General features: G+C 36.2%; 17 protein-coding genes and 1 pseudogene. 5 read left to right on the forward strand and 13 right to left on the reverse strand.

Annotated elements, in window-relative coordinates:
• Positions 1-38 precede the first annotated feature (38 nt).
• The 3 genes from HX13_RS22015 to HX13_RS09795 all read right to left on the reverse strand — a co-directional run bounded on the left by HX13_RS22015 (position 39) and on the right by HX13_RS09795 (position 1,876).
• Complete coding sequence (locus HX13_RS22015; protein ID WP_082129228.1) at positions 39-167, reverse strand: GxxExxY protein; 129 nt, start codon at positions 165-167, stop codon at positions 39-41.
• Positions 168-320: 153 nt separating this feature from the next.
• On the reverse strand, positions 321-1,292 hold the full coding sequence (locus tag HX13_RS09790; protein WP_050020924.1) for a FecCD family ABC transporter permease: 972 nt from the start codon (positions 1,290-1,292) through the stop codon (positions 321-323).
• Positions 1,293-1,315: 23 nt separating this feature from the next.
• On the reverse strand, positions 1,316-1,876 hold the full coding sequence (locus HX13_RS09795) for a TlpA family protein disulfide reductase (RefSeq protein ID WP_050020925.1): 561 nt from the start codon (positions 1,874-1,876) through the stop codon (positions 1,316-1,318).
• Positions 1,877-1,909: 33 nt separating this feature from the next.
• On the opposite strand from HX13_RS09795, the gene HX13_RS09800 reads away from it, so the two are divergent.
• The gene (locus tag HX13_RS09800) at positions 1,910-3,034 is read left to right on the forward strand and encodes a ferredoxin--NADP reductase (RefSeq protein WP_050020926.1); all 1,125 of its coding nucleotides are present in this window, start codon (positions 1,910-1,912) and stop codon (positions 3,032-3,034) included.
• Positions 3,035-3,078: 44 nt separating this feature from the next.
• Positions 3,079-3,648 carry a vancomycin high temperature exclusion protein gene (locus HX13_RS09805; RefSeq protein ID WP_394331962.1) on the forward strand — a complete coding sequence of 190 codons (570 nt, stop codon included), beginning with the start codon at positions 3,079-3,081 and terminating at the stop codon, positions 3,646-3,648.
• On the opposite strand, the pseudogene HX13_RS09810 reads toward HX13_RS09805, so the two are convergent.
• Positions 3,645-6,246: pseudogene (locus tag HX13_RS09810) on the reverse strand (BamA/TamA family outer membrane protein). The gene HX13_RS09805 and the pseudogene HX13_RS09810 sit on opposite strands and share 4 nt — an antisense overlap.
• On the opposite strand from HX13_RS09810, the gene HX13_RS09815 reads away from it, so the two are divergent.
• A complete protein-coding gene (locus HX13_RS09815) occupies positions 6,232-6,957 on the forward strand; it encodes a TrmH family RNA methyltransferase (protein WP_050020928.1) in 726 nt (241 codons plus the stop codon). The pseudogene HX13_RS09810 and the gene HX13_RS09815 overlap by 15 nt on opposite strands.
• An 83-nt stretch (positions 6,958-7,040) precedes the next feature.
• Here the strand turns inward: HX13_RS09815 and HX13_RS24005 are convergent, their stop codons facing one another.
• The 5 genes from HX13_RS24005 to porQ form a co-directional block, all read right to left on the reverse strand.
• Positions 7,041-7,181: a mitochondrial import receptor subunit TOM5 gene (locus tag HX13_RS24005; RefSeq protein ID WP_238555213.1), complete on the reverse strand. Its 141-nt coding sequence runs from the start codon at positions 7,179-7,181 to the stop codon at positions 7,041-7,043.
• A gap of 361 nt (positions 7,182-7,542) precedes the next feature.
• Positions 7,543-7,851: a phage holin family protein gene (locus HX13_RS09825; RefSeq protein WP_050020929.1), complete on the reverse strand. Its 309-nt coding sequence runs from the start codon at positions 7,849-7,851 to the stop codon at positions 7,543-7,545.
• A 79-nt stretch (positions 7,852-7,930) separates the two neighbouring features.
• Positions 7,931-8,281 carry a YtxH domain-containing protein gene (locus tag HX13_RS09830; RefSeq protein WP_050020930.1) on the reverse strand — a complete coding sequence of 117 codons (351 nt, stop codon included), beginning with the start codon at positions 8,279-8,281 and terminating at the stop codon, positions 7,931-7,933.
• A 92-nt stretch (positions 8,282-8,373) separates the two neighbouring features.
• On the reverse strand, positions 8,374-9,048 hold the full coding sequence (gene cmk, locus HX13_RS09835) for a (d)CMP kinase (RefSeq protein WP_050020931.1): 675 nt from the start codon (positions 9,046-9,048) through the stop codon (positions 8,374-8,376).
• Between the two features lie 85 nt (positions 9,049-9,133).
• A complete protein-coding gene (gene porQ, locus HX13_RS09840) occupies positions 9,134-10,126 on the reverse strand; it encodes a type IX secretion system protein PorQ (RefSeq protein WP_050020932.1) in 993 nt (330 codons plus the stop codon).
• A gap of 167 nt (positions 10,127-10,293) precedes the next feature.
• On the opposite strand from porQ, the gene pyrH reads away from it, so the two are divergent.
• Both pyrH and frr read left to right on the forward strand, forming a co-directional pair.
• Positions 10,294-11,001, forward strand: a complete 708-nt coding sequence (gene pyrH / locus HX13_RS09845) for a UMP kinase (RefSeq protein ID WP_050020933.1) — start codon at positions 10,294-10,296, stop codon at positions 10,999-11,001.
• A gap of 405 nt (positions 11,002-11,406) precedes the next feature.
• A complete protein-coding gene (gene frr / locus HX13_RS09850; RefSeq protein WP_050020934.1) occupies positions 11,407-11,961 on the forward strand; it encodes a ribosome recycling factor in 555 nt (184 codons plus the stop codon).
• Positions 11,962-12,134: 173 nt separating this feature from the next.
• Here frr and HX13_RS09855 read toward each other — a convergent pair whose 3' ends face one another.
• From HX13_RS09855 to HX13_RS26335, 4 genes are all read right to left on the reverse strand, one after another.
• On the reverse strand, positions 12,135-13,592 hold the full coding sequence (locus HX13_RS09855; protein WP_050020935.1) for an LptF/LptG family permease: 1,458 nt from the start codon (positions 13,590-13,592) through the stop codon (positions 12,135-12,137).
• A 121-nt stretch (positions 13,593-13,713) separates the two neighbouring features.
• Positions 13,714-14,361, reverse strand: a complete 648-nt coding sequence (locus tag HX13_RS09860) for a LolA family protein (protein ID WP_050020936.1) — start codon at positions 14,359-14,361, stop codon at positions 13,714-13,716.
• A 63-nt stretch (positions 14,362-14,424) separates the two neighbouring features.
• On the reverse strand, positions 14,425-15,582 hold the full coding sequence (locus HX13_RS26330) for a DNA translocase FtsK (protein WP_410493119.1): 1,158 nt from the start codon (positions 15,580-15,582) through the stop codon (positions 14,425-14,427).
• A complete protein-coding gene (locus tag HX13_RS26335; protein WP_410493128.1) occupies positions 15,561-16,967 on the reverse strand; it encodes a DNA translocase FtsK 4TM domain-containing protein in 1,407 nt (468 codons plus the stop codon). The genes HX13_RS26330 and HX13_RS26335 overlap by 22 nt, the downstream gene beginning before the upstream one ends.
• Positions 16,968-17,255: the final 288 nt, after the last annotated feature.

The following is a 17,255-nucleotide window of genomic DNA, read 5'->3' on the forward strand; positions in this document are numbered from 1 at the left end:
AAGGATTATACTTTGTGAATTTTTATTCTGTTTTTTAATTATAAATGATTGACAACTCTCGTGACTCCATTTTTGAAAACATCAGATTGAAAATTAAGTAACAGTTCTAGCTTGCATCCTGTCATTTTTAAATAGGTTAAAAGTTGAGCTTTATGGATTGAACTGATATGTTTTAAGACGCAAGAAAATTAAAGATTTTCAGCAAGTGCGATGTTTTATGTACGTTATTAAATTTTATCGGAGATAAAATCCTTGCGCCTTAAAGCAGAATGTAGGTTAAAAAAAACTTGCGCCTTTGCGTTTTTCAACAAAACAAAAAATTATATTTTATTCTGCTTCAATAGCATCCCCAGAATCACAGGAATCCCAAATACAGAACTGATAACATTCAACGGGATTTGTGTTTTTTCTGCGATAACAGAGAAAAACAACATGATAAGCATTCCCAGAAACATATTCAGAATCCATTGCTGCCATAATTGGGAAGGATTATAGATCAGTCTGCAAAAGTGTGGGACAATAATTCCAATAAACAAAATAGGACCTAAAAAAGCAGTAATAGAGGCGGAGAGGAGAGAAGATGCTACAATGATCAGCAATTTTAATTGCTTCAGATTTACTCCTAAGCTTTGTGCATAGGAAGTACCCAATGAATTACCAATAAGAGGTTTTATCGCTTTAAAACAAAAGAATAATCCTGTTAGAACCAGTATCAATAGTACATAAATCTGGTTTCTGCTCACCATATTATTGGCTCCGAAGGACCACAAAATATAGTTTTTCAAACTCTGATTTTCTGCATAAAATTGAAGTAAAGAAACAATAGCTCCTGCAAAAGCAGACATCAGAAACCCGAAAATAATGAGATAAGATTTATCCTGAAATTTATTAGACATGGATAGTAACACCAGCATCAACACCAGGCTTCCCCCGATTGCCGACAGGCTCAGGAAACTATTTTGCAGAAATTCAGGGAGAAGAATATCATGTGAAAAGAAAATATAGAAAGCAACAGATAGACTGGCTACAGAAGTAATTCCCAATATATCCGGGCCTGCTAATGGATTTTGAAAGTATTCCTGCATCAGAAAACCTGATGTGGGGATTGAAATGCCGGCTAACATCATGACCCATACACGGTTGACACGGATTTCAGCAATTTGACTATGATCGGTATTCCGGAAAAAATCCTGGAATCCTAAACTTAAAAATCCTGTATTCAGATTAATAATTGCACTTGCTATAATGGCAACTATTAATAATAAACACAGGATTTTAAACCTTTTTGACATTGTTCAGAAAGTATTCTGTAGATTTATTTTAAGAAAGCATCAATTTTCGAATTCAATACTTCTTCCGTCATCATTCCTAAATATTCATCCGTTTTATCCCCTTTTCTCATGAAGGTAAAAGGAATTGAGCCGCCGTCCCATTGCCGGAAATTATTGGCAAAAAAGTTTTGATCCAGTTTTTGCCCATCCAATAGAATAATATTTCCACCAAGATTATTTTCTATTGCAAAATTTTTAACTGCTCCATTCCAATCCGATTTATCATCCAGGTTGATGAAAGTAAATTTTACGGGTTTTCCTTTTAATTCCTGCATTTTATCTTTGAAACTTGGAATTTCTCTCATACAAGGGCCACACCATGTTGCAAAAAAATTAGTTACGTATAAAGTATCATTATTTTTTGCCAGGTGCTGGCTGATATTTTCAGGGGAAAGTTCCCTGGGAATATAAGGAACAACTTCAGCAGCCGTATTTTGAGTCACAGAAAGTGAGTCTGTAGTATTTACAGCATCCGTTTTCTGGCTTTCCTTTTTACAGCTGTACACTGCACTTAAAATCATGATGGATAAAATTATCTTCTTCATAAATTATTTTTTATCTATTTTTGAATTGAAGTTATGGAACAACAAATCTATAAAGGGAAACTGACACAGTTTCATCCGTTAAAAGTAGCGAAAAAGGAAGACCTGACCAAAAATACTTTTTCTCTGGAGTTTGATATTCCCGAGAATCTGAAAGACCATTTTAAGTTTGAGGCCGGACAGTATGTTAGTGTAAAATTTCAATCTCATGGAGAGGAAGTAATCAATGATTATTCAATGACCTCTGCTCCTTATGAAGGAAAAATATCACTGGGGATAAAAGTAAACTCCCCTGACGGAGCGACTTCCCAGCTATACCAGAACTATAACGTGGGAGACGAGCTGCTGGTGAGTGAACCCGGAGGAAGATTTACTTTAGTATCCAAACCAAGTGAGTTCAGAACTATTGTTGCTTTTGCAGCAGGAATTGGAATTACACCAATTTTGAGCCATTTCAAGAATATTCTTCACAATGAGCCACGTACGAGATTGTTTTTATTCTTTGGAAACAAAAGTTCAGAAGATCTGGTTTACAGGGATCAATTGGACAATCTTGCCAGAACATGTGGGGACAGACTACAGATCTTTTATTTTTTTTCGCAGGAAAATACGGGTGATCAGTTTTTCTATGGCAGGCTGGATGAAAAGAAATTAAGCCTGATCATCAATCAGATTCTGCATCTGGATGATACGGATGAAGAATCTACAATCTGGGATGCAGTGGATGAAGTTTTAATTTGTGGAAAAGGAGAAATGATCAAAACACTGGCGAATGCCTGCTACCATCATGGGATTCCTAAAAAAAATATTCATTTCGAACTTTTCGAAGAATTCAATGATGATATTTATCCTGTAGAGAAAGAATTTCCTCTCATTGAAAATATTGAAGTGGAATTCACAATGATGGGCAAAAATTATTCAACACAATTGCCGGACAATAAAGATAAAATTTTACAGCAGCTTTTGATTCAGAATTTTCCTGTGCCTTATTCCTGCAAATCGGGGATTTGTGGAAGCTGTGAATGTTTATTGGAAGAAGGAGAGGTGGAACTGCTGGAAAATGAATATCTTACGGAAAAAGAAGAGATGCAGGGACATATACTGGCCTGTATGTCTATAGTGAAAAGTAGAAAAATAAAGCTTAACTTTGATTTTAGTTGAGAATTATCAGGAACATATTTAACCTAGGTTGTATATCAATAGAATTGGGAATTCTATTGATATGTTTCTGTAATGTCTGGGTTTTTGGGCTTACCAACGGGCGTACTTACACCAAAATATCCAAAATTCCTCCACGGGAAATTGCTTTGGTCCTGGGAACTTCTCCTAAAATGAGATCAGGGCAATCCAATCCTTATTTTACCAAAAGAATGGATGCTGCCGCGCTCCTTTATCATCACGGGAAAATCAAAAAAATTATTGTAAGCGGAGAAAAAAGCAAGGGATATAATGAACCTGCTGCCATGAAAAACTATTTGGTCAATCAGGAAGGGGTGCCTGAAGATATTATTATAGAAGATCCAAAGGGTTTCAATACCTATAAAAGTATTCTCAGATGTAAAGATGTTTACAAAAAGAAGAATGTGATCATTGTCTCACAAGGCTACCATAATCTTCGGGCCTTGTTTTTTGCAAGAAATAACGACATGAATGCCTTGGGTTTTGATGCCCAGGATGTGACTAAACCTGAAAGTTTTTACAGAAATCAGGCGAGGGAAATCCTCGCCCGTGTAATTGCTGTAGTATATTTTATCTTAGGCGTTTCCCCGGATTAGAAAGGATATCCGAACGCGATATTAAGGGTAGGTTTGAAAGGCTGGAAGTTTTTGAATCTCCATCGGTCTCCTTCAGGTTTATTAGGATCATAAATTTTGTAAGCAAGATCCAGCCTGAAGGTAATATAAGCTACATTTACCCGTAATCCGAATCCACTACCGATACCCATTTGTCCTAAGAATTTCCCGAATTTAAATTGATCATTATGAGCATCCTGATGATTACGTAGGCTCCAGGTATTTCCGATATCTGTAAATATTGCTCCCTCATACATATTATTGAATGGAATCCTGTATTCAATATTAGTAGTAAGCTTTACATCATTGGTCATATAAGTTCGTACCCTTTCATCTACCTGGGAATCAGCAGGGCCTAGTCCGCCGAATGCTACCCATGCCCTGATATCATTGGAACCCCCGTTGAAATAGGATTTGATAATAGGCATTTCTTCAGAATTTCCGTAGGGAACACCCACCCCGATAAACTGACGAAGAACCAATGTCTGATTTCCGTTAAATTTAAAATACTTTCTTGCGTCAATATCAAATTTTACGAACTGTGCATAAGGTATCCCGAAAATGGTTTTTTGAGGTCCTGAAATAACTCCTCCGTCATTGCTTCTTTTATTGAACAGGCTTAAAATATTACCGGCAAGTTCAACTTTCCCATTAAAATAAAAAGCATTGGGATAATCTTTTTTACCAATTTCACTATATACAAAGTTATAGATCATGGAAGAAATAAGAACATCTTCCGTCTGTCTTTCCTTATTGATAAGACTCCCTCTGAATGTAGTCAAAAGATCATTACCCTGCTGGTTGAGCCCTTGCTGATATTGTGTATCCTCTAAAATTCTCTGGGAAACTTCATCTATAGTAAGCTGCCCGTTGGCCAACTGATTTCCGATATCTGGTCTGAAAGTGAAATAATCATTAAATATTTCATCTTTTACAAGCCTGTCATTCACGAAGTAATCATAATAGGCATTTTTATTTTTAGTCAAACTGACCTGGGTATTGAACAGGGTAAGCTTGTGGTATACCTGATCATTTACGTTGGCCTGATAATTTAATCCGGTATTGAAATTGACTCTTCCCAGACCTATATTCGTCTGTATAGAAGATCCCAATAAAATGGATGAGGTAGGCGTGTACCTCTTAGGAATAAACTTATAATAATTAAAAGGTAGAAGCAGTCGGGGAAAATTAAGCGAAGCCTGTGCAGATATTTCATAAGCTAAAGATCTTTTATTAATATCCTCGGTACTTCTGATAGATCCGAATGTACCGGAAATACTGGTGGAAAGGTTTTCCGCACCTCTGAAAACATTCCGTGTCGTAAGATCTACAGAAGGGGAGACCCCCAGATTAAGTATCTGAGAATAATTACCATCCAAACCTACCTTCAGCTCATATTTCGGAAGCGGTTTCAGCACATACAGAACATCCACAATACTGTCATTGGGAGCAGACATTCCCCCTTGTCTCAAAGAGTCCCTTGCTTTTACAATACTGAAGTTGTTCATGGCCAAAAGATTTCTTTTGGTAACATCCAGCTTTTTTTGATCAAATATCTGTCTGTTATCCGGAATAATGGCTCTCCATAATGATGAAATTTTGTATTTGTCGTTCACAGTATGGAATCTGATCCTTCTTAAGCTGTCTTTAACCGTATTTTTAGGGTAGTCACCAGGCTCATCCACAATAGCTACATCAATATTACCAAAAGTGGAAACTTTATAACGGCTGTCCAGAGAGTCTTTATGAATCTCTAATGTAAGCGGTACATTTTTTTTTATTTTTTAAAGAATCTGCTACAAAATAAACTTCATCATTAAGGTTATTGAATTTATAATATCCAAATTCCCGCATGAGGTCGGTAATTCTTGTCACCTCTTTTTCAAGAATCGTCTGGTCAAGGATATTTCCTGACCGGATCAGGCTTTTGTTAAGATTGGCAGTATAATATCCTTTAATTCCCAAATCAGGAATATTGTAATAATAATCTTTGATCCGGGTAGGCTCGTTATGTTTGATAAAATAGTTGACTGCAGCTTTTTTAGAAGCGGTATCCAGATCATGCTTGTATTGTACATCAGCATCCCAGAAACCCCTGTAGATAAGTCTTTTCTTAATAGATTCGGCACTTTTCTCACTTCTGGTCTGATCCAGAATTACAGGAGGAGTTCCCCAATTATGCAGGATACGGTCCAGAACAAGGCTTTTCCCTATACTGCTTTTCATATTATACTTGATGAATAATGAATCCCTTAGTTTTTGGTTTCTCATCTCACTGGGATAAGTCATATATTCATTAAGAATGGTATCATACTTTGGGTTGGCCATATTATAAAAAGCCAAACTTAATGGCATAAAAAGAAGCTGCTTTTTATTAGGTTTTTGCTGAACATAATCTTTCAGCTCCTCATCGAAAAATTCTTTTTTATCTTCGAACTCAAAGTTGTTCTTGGTAAGCAGGTATTCACCTTCCGGAACTTTTTTTGTTGTACTACAAGCATAAAGGAGGCCAACAAATGTTGCAAATGAGATAATTTTATAATATTTTTGAGGAGAATTCTTATAATGCTTACAGCTCATACAATAAAAGTTTTACAATCTTTAGATAAAAAGAAGTTCAGACAAAAATACAATTTGTTTTTGGTTGAAGGTAATAAAATCATTTGTGAACTTTTCAATTCTAACTTTAAAGTTAAAGAAATATTATCAACCGATCCGCAAAAATTGGACCGTACTGATATCCCTGTTACCCATATCTCTGAAAATGAGTTAAAAAAAATCAGCTTCCTGAAAACGCCAAAAGATTCTGTAGCCGTATGTTACCTGGCTCAGGAACAAAAAACGGAGGATAAAGACATTCAGCTGGTTCTGGACGGAATTCAGGATCCTGGAAATCTGGGAACCATTATCCGGCTGGCAGACTGGTTCGGAATAGAACAGATTATTTGCAGTGAAGATACGGTAGATTTTTACAATCCGAAGGTCATCCAGGCTACAATGGGATCTTTTACCAGAGTAAATATCGTTTATACCAATCTTGTAGAATATCTTTCCCAAACGGAAAATGTCAATATCGGAACTGATATGGACGGAGAGAATATTTATACCTTTGAAAGGCCGGAAAAAATCAATCTGATTTTAGGAAATGAGGGGAACGGGATGAGGCCGGAAACGGAGGAACTGCTTCAGAAATCCATCAGCATTCCAAGATTTGGAAAATCCCGGTCTACAGAAAGCCTGAATGTTTCGATGGCAGCGGGGATTATTTTAGGACAGTTATTTTCAAAATAGAAATCAGAAACCGGAGGTTAGAAATTAGTATAAACTACGGATGAATCATCATGTTCTAACTTCTGGTTTCTAACATCTAATTTCTATATAAGTTGTTCCATACTGGAAACACTTTTATTTTTCTGATATTCTTCCAATTTTTTCCTGACAAATTTTAAAGCGATAGGAGCAAGGTAGATCAGAGCTGCGCCCACAAGTTTATTTTTCCAATTGGTACTTTTCATGTTTTTCTTGGCATAGTTACCTATGATGGCAGTAACTCCAAGCTTAACAAGGCTATCGGTAATATTTCCTTTAAAAGCTGAGCTGGCAAGACCAACGGCGGTATTTTTACTGATAAAAAGGTCTTTTACTTCTGAGGTAAGCTGCTTGGCAATAACATCTTTTCTGAGAACTACTTTTTCATCACCATCTTCATCTATTTTTTCCTGAAGATACTGGTCTGATAAACCATTGGTAAATGCACTTAGACTTTCTTTTGTGTTTTTAAAAGTAAGAAGGTTTTCAAGATCACTTATTTCATTTTGAAGCAGTTTTTTTCTTTCTTCTTAATTCTTCTATACTTTCATATTTTCTGCCCATAACTTAATGATTTAAAAATTTAATAACCTGATCTGCAACAGTATTGACAATTTTACTTTTAAAGGCAATTACAAAAGCCATTATCAGCGCATAAAAAGCAGCAACAATTAAGAATCCATAGGAATAGTTATCCAATGCTTTTCCGATAAGAAATGCAATTCCAAAATTAAAAAGGATAATAAAAAAAGCAAAAGCAACAAGCAATACTACAAAGTAGGTAATGAGCCCGGCAGAAAGAGAAGACTTTTCAGTAGCTTCAATTTTCAGAAGATCTATTCTCTTCGAGGCGTATTCTTTAATAGTTTCTATCATCGTTTTTTTTTAAAGTTACAAAAAAAGGAACTTTCATACAAAAGTTCCTTCTTGTAATTTACTTAAAAAGATAAATTACTTATTTTTTTAGATCATTCAGTTCTGCTTCTACATCTTTTACTACATCTGCAGTTTTAGAAACAATCTGATCCTTATATTTGTCATATCCGTCTTTCACCGTGTGGGCAACGTTATTTGCTGTTTCTTTGAAGGTAGAAGAAATATTGCTGTACTGGTCTTTTACTTTTTCAGAAACCTCACCATACTTGTTTTTTGCCTGATCTTTAAGATCATTTGCTTTTGTTTTGATTTTCTTTCTGGTTTCCTTACCCTCTTCCGGTGCGTAAAGCATTCCTAAGATTACACCTGCCGCAGCACCTGCAAGAAGTCCTGCCAATATACCTGCTGTATTTTTTCCTTTTCTAGACATTTTAAGTTTTTTAAATTAATAATAGATTAGTTTTTATAGTAATAAAACTTACAATTTGTATACCAAAGGAGACTATATACTATTAAAAATTGTTAAAAATTTTGAATGTAAGAGAGAATAAGCTTTATTGTTTCCTCTTTGGTCAATGCAGAGTTGTCAATAATAATAGCATCATCAGCTTTTCTTAACGGAGCTATTTCGCGTTCACTGTCTATTTTATCCCTTTCTATAAGGTTTTGCTTTACCTGTTCCCTGTCTGCCTGAATTCCCAGACCGGACAGTTCGAGGAATCTCCTGTTGGTTCTTTCATCAATACTGGCCGTCAGAAAAAATTTATAGTCTGCATCTGGCAAAACTACTGTCCCAATGTCACGCCCGTCCATAATAACGCCTCCTTTTTCTGCCAAAGAGCGTTGGGATTGTAATAAAAAGTCCCTTACTTCTTTTTGTTTTGCCACGAGGCTTACATGATCCGAAACTTCATTCGAGCGAATTTCTTTAGAAATATCTGTGTTATTAAGATAGAGAATAAGTATTCCATCGTGATTTTTAAACTCAAGTTCAATCTGGTGTAAAGAAGAGAAAAGCCTGTTCAAATCGATAGTACCTTTTTCATCCAGGCAATGTTGCAATGCATACCAGGTAATCCCTCTGTAAAGCGCTCCTGTATCCATATGGATAAGTCCCAGCTTATCTGCAATGATTTTGGAGATAGAACTTTTTCCGGTAGACGAGTACCCATCGATAGCTATTACAGGTTTTTTCATACTGCAAATTTCAAGATTTTTTTTTAAAAAATCAAGAAAAGCGAAGAAAATTCTTGCTTATAATAAGATTTTCAGGGAAATAAAGTTATTCTCCTCTATGGCTTGAAAGGTCTACTGAAATTCCTATCTGGTTGACATTTGTTGAATTATGATATCTCACATGGGCATAGTCTATACGGAATCTTGATACTTTGACACCAAATCCTGCCGACAATCCTGAAAAATTTCTTTGATCTGCCACAGCCAGTTCATTTCCCCTTTTAACGTTATAGCCCAATCTGATGTTGAAGTTTTTTTCCGGAAACAATTCTGCTCCTAAAGAGAAGTGATCTGCAATCTTTCTGCCCGCATTTACCTTTTGTCCTTCTACATTATATTCTGAAGAAATGTCAAACTTCTGAAGATCATGTGCTGTAATGGTAATGGCAAGAGGAAAGTTTTTGATGGTTTTGGTATATCCCAGGTCAACTCTGAAAGGAAGATTTTCCTTTACGCCGTTGAATGATTTCAGCTGAAATCCGAAATTCCTTAATACCAGGGAAAGAACTTCCTTGTTTTTTTTATTGTGATAGGTTACTCCTGCGGTTCCTGAGATGGCAGAAGAAGTGTAATTATCAATTTTTGAAGTAATAAAATTAATGCCTCCACCGATCGTCCAGTCCTCTTCAAACTGGTAAGCATAACCGGCACCAATGGCAACATCGGAAGCCTTGAATTCTCCGTTTTCAAAACCGCTTTCATCTGTTCTCGGGATACTACCATAGCTCATATACCGGGCATTGATGGTAGCCATATGACCATTTTCAAAGTCTTTAGCATAAGCAATCGTACCGTATTTTGAATCGGCAAGATATGCTGTAGCATTTACTGAAAGCTGTTTGTCAGAATCTTTATTCAACAGGGCCGGGTTTGCAATTGCAAAGGAAACATCATAATCTCTGACAGAAATTGCATCACCACCCAGGGCAGCTTGTCTTGCAGATACAGGTACATTTAAGAATGGATAAACATTTGTTCCCGTTTGCGCATAAGAAACAATTCCTGATAGAAATAATGAAAAAATGATAATTTTCTTCAATTCAATTTATAATTAATGCAAAAATAATCCTTTTTCGTACTTTTCAAAATATTTCTGACATTATTTGTGTGTAAATATTTTTCTTTTACCAATATTTTTAATGATTATATTTGCAAAATCAAATTTCAGAGAATCAAGTCTAGTAAAAAGCTATTTAAAAATAAAAGATGAAATATAAAAGAATCCTTCTAAAACTTAGTGGTGAGGCCTTAATGGGGAGCAGACAATACGGTATTGACAACGAAAGACTGCAGGAATATGCTGCAGAGATTAAGAAAGTAGTTGACAAAGGATGTGAAGTGGCTATCGTCATCGGAGGAGGAAATATTTTCCGTGGTGTTGCAGGAGCTGCCAAAGGAATGGACAGAGTACAGGGAGATTATATGGGGATGCTGGCAACTGTGATCAACGGCATGGCATTGCAAGGGGCTCTGGAAGATGCAGGAATCAAAACGAGACTTCAGTCTGCTATTGAAATGGATAAGGTAGCTGAGCCTTTTATCAAAAGAAGAGCAGTGAGACATCTTGAGAAAGGAAGAGTTGTAATTTTCGGTGCAGGAACAGGAAACCCTTATTTTACTACCGATACTGCTGCTACTTTAAGAGCAATCGAAATCGGAGCTGATGTCATCCTGAAAGGTACAAGAGTAGACGGAATCTACGACAGCGATCCTGAAAAGAATGCTGATGCTGTAAAATACAATTCATTGTCTTTCGATGAAGTATTTGAGAAAAATCTTAAAGTAATGGATATGACGGCATTTACTCTGAGCCACGAAAATAAGTTACCTATCATTGTATTCGATATGAATAAGGAAGGGAATTTAGAAAAAATTGTAGCAGGAGAGAATGTTGGAACTCTGGTAGACTTGTAACAAAGTCCAGTAACAGAAACAAGTTATAAAACTTATCATATTTTAGCCGCCGGACATAAGATTATGTCCGGCGGTTTTATTTTTGAAATAATAATTTTTTTGCCAGCGGATTGTTCTGGGCTTGCTCCGTATTGTTAAGGGATTTTGAGAATTTTTATATCAGATAAGGATAATAAAAGGATCATACAATAACAATGGATTATTTGAGAATTGTATTGTAACAGGATGTTGAATAAAAAAATAGACAAATTATACACTCTTTATATCAAAAACAATCATTATTTTTGCACCACTGAATACTGAAAACTCAGGAAATAAACTATTAAAAGAGCGTTTTGTGAAAATTAACAAGTTGATTTTCAGGCGTTATAAGCAATGTGTAATTTATCAAATTTTAATTATATAATGGAAGAATTAGATCTTATATTAGAATCTGTAAAGCAGGATATGGACGCAGCTGTAAAGCACCTGGATCATGCATTTCAAAGAATCAGAGCGGGACGTGCTTCTACAACTATGGTGCAGGATGTAATGGTAGAGTATTATGGAGCTCCTACTCCCATCAACCAGGTGGCCAATGTTTCTGTTCCGGATGCCATGACCATCTCTATTCAACCTTGGGACAGAACAGCAATTAATGCGATTGAAAAAGCTATTATCAATTCAAATTTAGGTTTTGCACCTTCCAATAACGGGGAAAATATTATTCTGAATGTTCCGCCTTTAACGGAGGAAAGAAGGAGAGAACTGGCAAAACAGGCTAAAGCAGAAGCTGAACAAACTAAAGTAACGGTGAGAAATGCAAGACAGGACGGTTTGAAAGAACTGAAAAAGCTGGAAGGTATTTCCGAAGATATTATTAAAGGAGCAGAGGCTGATATCCAGGAGCTTACTGATAAATATGTAAAGCTTTGTGATGAGCATCTTAAGATAAAAGATGCTGAAATTATGAAAGTATAATTTTCAGTTTTAAAAAAACACAAGAGGTTCCGATGGGACCTCTTTTTTATTGTAAAATGCTGCAATCTTTATTGTATAGGAAGTTTTGATTTAAATGTAAATTGATTTATTAAAAGCAATAAAAAAAGATCCAGAAAATTCTGAATCTTTATTTTATCTAAATCACTGAGCAGCTACTGATACCTTTGATGTTCTTTGCTTTTTGAAAACCTTTTGGTAATAGGCTTAAATAACGCTTTGTATTTTTCGGCATCAAACAATTGTGAATCAGTAAGCGCTTTGTAGGTCATCCAGATTCCAAAAGGAAGAAGAATGAAGTTAGGCAGCCATGCAGCCAGGTAAGGATTCATTTTTCCGCTCCAGGACATGTTTTCCACTCCCACATTCATTACGTAGAAAATAATGAAAATAATGATGGCAATGATCACAGGAAGTCCCATACCTCCTTTACGGATGATGGAGCCTAAACTTGCCCCGATCAGGAAGAAGATGATACAGGTCACGGAATATGAAACAATTCTTTGCTGGTAGATAACTACTTTACTGAAGTATTTTACATTGGAGCTGAATTCATTTTTCTTGGTCTCCAATGTGCTTTTCAGATTTTCCAACCTGTTATAGGAATTGTAGATAATTTCCAGTTTTTTATCACCTTTTATGGTATCCAGTTTTATCTGTGCCTTCGGAGTCGCTTTATGTTTATTTCCTTTATCCATATAGCTTATCACAGAATTCGTTTGGCTCAGGACATCCGTTCCGATATTGTTGAAAAACATTTGGTTTTCCTTTTTGCTTTTGGCAATTGTCTGATTAAGCTGGTTATAGGTCTGGAAACGGTAGTCATCTGTGATTTGTTCTTTCTCGATGGCTTTGTCAATGATCTCGCTTACATCAAAGTGGGAAACCAGTGTATCAAATTTGATGGCCTGATCAGGTTGTTTCAATCTTACATTTTCTCCTTTTCCTGCAAAATTATCTTCAAATACATATCCATTATAAAGCTCAAGCTTAAGAAAGTGACTATTAGCAGCCGGAACAAATTTACCCTTTTCTGCTACAATAGACTGCTGGTTTTCGTAAGTACTGGCTTTTCTATGAACAAACACCCCTTCAAGATTTTCCGCATTTTCTCCATGAATCTTATCGAATTTAACCATATACCCGGGAATCTGATCAATAAACTGTCCCGCAGTAAAATTCAGGGCAGGCTTGGTCTGGGCAATATTGAAAAGCATGTTTTTCGCCTTTTTCTGAAAATCGGGAATAATGTTGTTTGAAAAGAAAAAGAGAAGGATGGCCAGTATAGTAGCCACTCCCAGCAAAGGTGTCATTACCCTTGTAAGAGAAATCCCGGCGGCTTTCATTGCGGCAAGCTCATACCTTTCCCCAAATTCTCCAAAAGACATAATACTTGCCAGAAGAATGGTGAGGGGGAGTACCATACTGATAACGCTGATCCCAAGATAAAACAAAAGTTTAATGATTTGCCAGTAGCTCAGCCCTTTTCCCATAAACTGACCTAACTGAACCCAGATAATGTTTACAATAAAAATGAAAAACAATACACTGAATATAAAGAAAAATGGTCCAAAAAAGGTCTTTATGATATATCGGTCTAGTATTTTTAACATGCGCCAAAATTAATCAAAAAGCCACAAAGTTGTACTTGCGGCTTTTATATTTTGTTATTTTTTTCTAAAGTAAAACTGTAAAAAGGCTTGTTTGCCCATTTGCGGTTTTGTGTAACGTTCTCTAAAGTTCTGTAATTACGTAGTTTTTAAACTTATTTTTGTCAAAAACAAACATATTGGGATCCAGATTCTGGTTTTCTTTATATTCCTTAATGGCTATTACTGCTACATCTTTATTATTTCCGTGCTGTTCCAGTTTTACCATCTGTTTTTTTGCTGAATCTACAAAAAGGTAAACGTACTTTATCCCGTTGGCTTTTACAGGAGTCAGTTTAATGAAATCTGCATTCACGCCATTTACCATTTTCTTTCCGTTGTATGTTACATTATAGTCGTTTCTATAGGTTGTAAGATAATTGATAGGGGAGAACATGGCACTGTTTCCGTTAGGCTTTGCAATGGTTACCTCCATATCATCAGCATTGATGTTATAGATTTTACTTCCGTCAAAGATCTGCTCGGTATCCATGATTTTCAGTTTGTATTTGTCCCCGGCAATATAATAAATACCCGGTTCGGTTTTAGTAACCTGTCCGTTCAGGCCGCTTCCAAAAGAAAATTTAAAGTAAGAATTCTTTTTAGAATTGTAATTGGCTGTAATGTCATCCAATATCTTTTTAGCTTTTGCGTCTATTTTCTGAGCATTGGCCATACCTACTGCACCTACAACAAAACTTCCTAATATAACTTTTGAAATAATATTTTTCATTTTTCTTATTTAATAATCTTAGATATTTTCAAACTTTAAAGGTTAAACCTTAAGTTTTTCCCTTTAGTTACGCAGATCTTCCAAAAACTGTTCCAAAGAGTGTAGGTCGCTGATCAGCACCTCTCTGGCCTTAGCTCCATTAAATCCTCCTACAATACCGCTTGCTTCCAGCTGATCCATAATTCTTCCGGCTCTGTTGTATCCCAATTTCAGCTGTCTCTGTAACATGGATGTGGAACCTTGCTGCGTAGAAACAATAATCCTTGCTGCTTCCTCAAACAGGGCATCCTTTTCATTAGGGTCAAAAGTACCTGCTGAACTTGTAGCATCCTCAGAAACATATTCAGGAAGAAGGAATGCTGATGAATATCCTTTTTGCTCGCCGATATACTCTGCAATTCTTTCTACCTCCGGGGTATCTACAAAGGCACATTGAAGTCTTAATATCTCATTTCCGTTAAAGTAAAGCATATCCCCTTTACCGATAAGCTGATCTGCTCCCGGGGAATCGAGAATTGTTCTTGAGTCCACACTGGAGATTACTCTGAAGGCAGCCCTTGCAGGGAAGTTGGCTTTGATCATTCCGGTAATAACATTCACAGACGGCCTTTGAGTGGCTACGATCAGGTGGATTCCCACAGCTCTCGCAAGCTGGGCCAGTCTGGCAATTGGTAATTCCACTTCTTTACCGGCGGTCATAATAAGGTCTGCAAACTCATCCACTACCAGAACGATGTAAGGCAGGAAACGGTGGCCGTTTTCAGGGTTTAATTTTCTTTCTGCAAATTTTTTGTTGTATTCTTTCAGGTTTTTACAGAAAGCATTTTTAAGGAGATCATACCGGGTGTCCATTTCAATACATAAAGAATTTAATGTATTGATTACTTTATTGGTATCTGTAATGATTGCTTCTTCCGCGTCCGGTAATTTTGCTAAATAATGTCTTTCAATTTTTGAATATAAAGAAAGCTCTACCTTTTTAGGGTCTACCATTACGAATTTAAGCTCACTTGGATGCTTTTTATAAAGAAGGGAAGTAAGGATAGCATTGATCCCGACTGATTTACCTTGTCCCGTTGCTCCGGCCATCAATAAGTGAGGCATTTTTGAAAGGTCAGCCATGAAAATTTCATTGGAAATGGTTTTTCCGAAAACCACCGGAAGGTCCATATCCGTATTTTGAAACTTGTGTGACGCAATCACGGAACGCATAGAAACCATGGTTGGATTTTTCTTGGTACTTCAATACCAATAGTTCCTTTTCCGGGCATTGGGGCAATAATTCTGATTCCTAAAGCGGAAAGATTCAGCGCAATATCATCCTGTAGCTTTTTAATGGCAGCTACTCTGATTCCTGCTTCGGGAACTATTTCATATAAAGTAACTGTAGGGCCAATCGTTGCTTTGATCTCTGCAATTCCTACGTTGAAATTTTTCAACAGGCCTACAATTTTATTTTTATTTTCTTCTAACTCTTCTTTGTTGATAGAGATTTCTTCACTTCCATAATCTTTCAATAAGTCTACAGGAGGCATCTGGAAATTAGCAAGATCCAGTTTGTGATCATAAAGGCCGTGTTTTTCTACCAGCTCCTGTGATTTTTTGTCCGTATCATCCAGAATGTCTACTACCGGAGCCACTTCCACATTGAATTTAATATTTTCCTGTGCAGGGGATACAGATGGGGCAGTCTGAGAAGGCCTGATATCAAAAGCTTCTTCAGGAGTAGAAACCGGAACGCCGGGTTTGGTATTCAGGTGTAAGCTGACAGGCTCGGAAACCTCCTTTGGCTCGCTTTCAAAAGAAGTATGGTTAGGTGTTGTAATAGTTTCTATATCTGCAGAGACCGGAACTTCAGGGAATCCTTTCGGGGGATTGACAGGTTCAGGTGTTTTTATTTTAGGACGGTTATCCGACGCATCTGTTACTGTAACGTTTGGGGTAACTTCATCAATCTCTTCCTTCAGTTCTTCATCGGCTTCAAAATCCTCATCGGAATCTGGCATCATTGATTTTACTTTGCCAATTGTATTTTCGTTGAGCTTGTTTAATTTTGCTTTGATAGAGCTTGGACGAAGGTTAAATTCCAGGATGAAATATAAAATAATACTTGCAGCCAGAACAGTCCATAAACCTACTGTTCCGATAATAGCATTAAGATAATCCATGATTTGATATCCATATACGCCACCTAAAACCCCCTGACCTTTCGTAAGGGCACCCATGAAAATAGGGAGCCAGCAAATGAAAAACAAAGAATGTCCGATTGTTTTCCAGGGTTTGAATATTTTCTTTTTAAGGATGAGAGTTCCTACAACCAGAAACAAAAATGCAATAATGAATGAAGCAATACCTATGCTTTCGAATATGAATATATTGCCCAGCCAGTCACCGGCTTTGCCGAAAATGTTGGAAGATTTTATACTCTTATCAAGCATGGTTCCTGCCTGACTTTGATCTGCCTTCCAGTTCATCAGATAGGAGATAAACGAAAATGTAAGAACCACAGAGAAAAGTATAAAAGTAAGCCCGAAAAATATGCGTGGCTTAGATAAAATTCTGCCTTTTTCAGGCGATTCAGTCGTTTTTTTTTTGTGTCTTTTTATCCATAATATCAATGGGACAAATTTAATGTTTTTTCCATACTAAAAGAATCTTTTTTCTTCAAAAACATTTTGTAATTCCCGCTTTTACTACAACTATTAAAATTAATCAGAAAAATAAATAAAGGTTATTTTTTTATTCAGTCTTAAATTGATTGATTTTCTAAATGTAATAAAGTTTTAATAAAAACCATAGTAAATAGTAATAAATGAACGTAAATAAAATAAAACAACGAAAAATATTAATATAATTCCAAATGCCTACTTGTGAATTTTCATTATTTTATGGTA

It is taken from the genome of Chryseobacterium sp. P1-3 (assembly GCF_000738495.1).
Classification (GTDB): domain Bacteria; phylum Bacteroidota; class Bacteroidia; order Flavobacteriales; family Weeksellaceae; genus Chryseobacterium; species Chryseobacterium gallinarum.